This window comes from Vibrio sp. 10N.222.55.B11, assembly GCF_041473705.1.
Lineage (GTDB): Bacteria > Pseudomonadota > Gammaproteobacteria > Enterobacterales > Vibrionaceae > Vibrio > Vibrio crassostreae_C.
In genome coordinates this window covers 1-2,319 of the sequence record NZ_JBFRST010000157.1, presented here as the reverse complement: position 1 = coordinate 2,319, position 2,319 = coordinate 1, and the positions used below count along the sequence as shown (strand labels likewise).

1 protein-coding gene is annotated in these 2,319 nt (G+C 51.1%); it reads right to left on the bottom strand.

What is annotated here, in order from left to right:
* A partial coding sequence (locus AB4503_RS25495; protein ID WP_372115921.1) for a relaxase domain-containing protein occupies positions 1 to 2,243 on the bottom strand: 2,243 nt, incomplete at its 3' end.
* Between the last annotated feature and the right edge of the window lie 76 nt (positions 2,244 to 2,319).

The window sequence follows — 2,319 nt, the reverse complement described above, 5'->3', positions numbered from 1 at the left end:
AGCGCGGCTTGCGTCGTCCAGCGTGTGCCGTCACTGTACTCTGCAGAGAGGGTGTTGCTGCGTTTATTCAGCTCTGTTTCAACCTGCTCTTTGGTAATAGAGCCTCCGGCTTCTTCAAAGGCGTAACGCACCGCTTCCACTACTAAGGCTTTTTGGCTAAAAGCCGCTTCTCGCTCTGAGAGGTGGTTCAGGGCAAAGCTGACCGCTTTTTCGATGAGTGGGGCGTTTTGCGCTTTGGCTAGTGCTGACAGTGCCTGACTGACATCCTGCTTTAGCAAATCTTGGGTGGCGTCGTTTAGGTAGCGGTCGTTGACGTTTTGCGTCTGCAGTACACGCTCAATGGCTGACGGGGAGACCTGCTCTTTTTCAAGTGCGCTTTGGGCTTTGTCTGGTTTGTCGGTGAAGATATCAAGGCGCTCTATTTTTTCAGTCAGGTCGCTTATCAGGGGCTTAGATAGGGTAAATGCTTTGCCTGACAGTAAAGTATGGGCTTTTGGCTCAATATGGTGGGCGCTATGAACGTAGTCGTATTGCAGCGGCGCGTCTTTTAGGCTCTCTAAGTTGACGCGCTGCGTTTCCCCTTTGCTCTCAAGCGTGAGGCTTTCTTTGTCAATGTGAGTGACAAGGTAGCTTTGGTTCGCGTCCAAGCCAGCAGGGAAGTGTTTGCCTAGCGTTTGAAGGCGTTCGCCTTGGGCGATATTGAGACTTTGCGGTTTATTGATTTGCATCTTCATGTGCTTAAAGGCGCGACTGGACGGGTCAAAGGTGTGTGATTGTCCATCGCGTTTGCTGAGTGCGGTCATGGTGTTGCTCTCTTTGTCGATACTGGCGATGACAAAACTCTGAGGTTTGTTTTTCTCCCAATGGGTGAGTGTCATGCCTGGTTTGTAGTGTTGAACGAGGGGTTGTTGCGCTTTAGAGAGGTGGTGAGGGGTTTGAGTGAATAGGGTGGTTTCGTGTCTGGCGAGGGCGCCGGTATTTTTGAGCTGGCCCCGTATCGCTTCGGTTAACCGCCGCTGCTCGACGCTGGAAGTGGCAATCACTTGCGTGTTGGCTTTATCGGGGAGGTCGGCGTACACCCGCGCTATCCTATCGGTATCATTGTCATGCAGTTTTACGTTGGTGTTGCTGGCTCGCTTGCCAACCCAAGAATGACTCTCCACATTGCCTTTTTGATACAGCGAGATAGCGTTATTGGCTTTAAATCCCTGACGGCTTGATACGCGGTTAAGCATCACCACTTTACTGCTCGATTGTTTGGCTTTATCGGTGAGGGCCAACAATTCATTGGCGCTCATCTTATTGGCGTCATCGATGAGCAAGACATCTTTATTGGTCAGCGGCGTATCGCTTTGCAATAAGCTGTGGGTGGTGTGGCGCTGCTCTTCTGAAAAGAGCTGACCAACCCAAGCGCTGAGTGTTTGACTTTTGCGCTGTACGCTCTCCATGCTATCAGCCTTGGCTTTCACGCTTTGGGAGATAAATTGGACACGTTTACCGCTGTGATTACCTACATTGAGTAGTTGCTGCGCAATATCTTGTGATGAGCCATGCACATTGACCACGTGGAACTGTTTGGTGGAGTGGTACAGGTCGGTCAGTATACGCTGCTGGTTTTCAGAGATAGCGAGCTTGTTGAGCGTGCTGGATTCAACGTGGGTGCGCATGTGATGCGCACGACCTTGGGTGCTGTCGATAAGCGCTTGTTCGTTATCAATTAAGCCTTTGGTGGTGTATTGCCCTTTGTGACTGAGTCCTATCAAGTCGCCCTGTTTAATCATTGCATCCGCGACTTTTTTGATATCAAGGGCGTTGAGTTGCACGCCGCCTTTGGTGAACTCTGAGGCGGTGAGTTCAATGATTTTTTCAAGGTGTAACGCAGTGCTGTATTGCCCTAGATGGTCAATGGCTCTGCTGATCGCGGCTTTGGTTTCACCGAGTGGCGGGGTATTTTGCGCTTCCTTTACTTGTTGCGCCATGGTGACAAGCTCTGCGGGGTCATACCCTTGCTCTTTTACGGTGCTTTGCCACTGTTTGTTGAGGTTGTCGTTACTCTGGTGGGTTTTGCTTTTACGAGTGTCGAGGGTCGCGACATCTCGCGCGGCGCGAGAGTCAAAGCCTAAATCGAGTGTGCGTTGATCAATTTGCTGTTTGCGAGTGGACGATGCATCAAGAATAGGCTGAGGGACACCGCTGATTTCGAACTGACCGTTGCCGACGCCTCGCGTGGAGTGAAAGTCCATGTCCTTATCTGGGGAGATCTGCTTAACAAGCGATTGTTAACCTAACCAGCTTGGCCTCTGGTTCAACAGGCCTGGC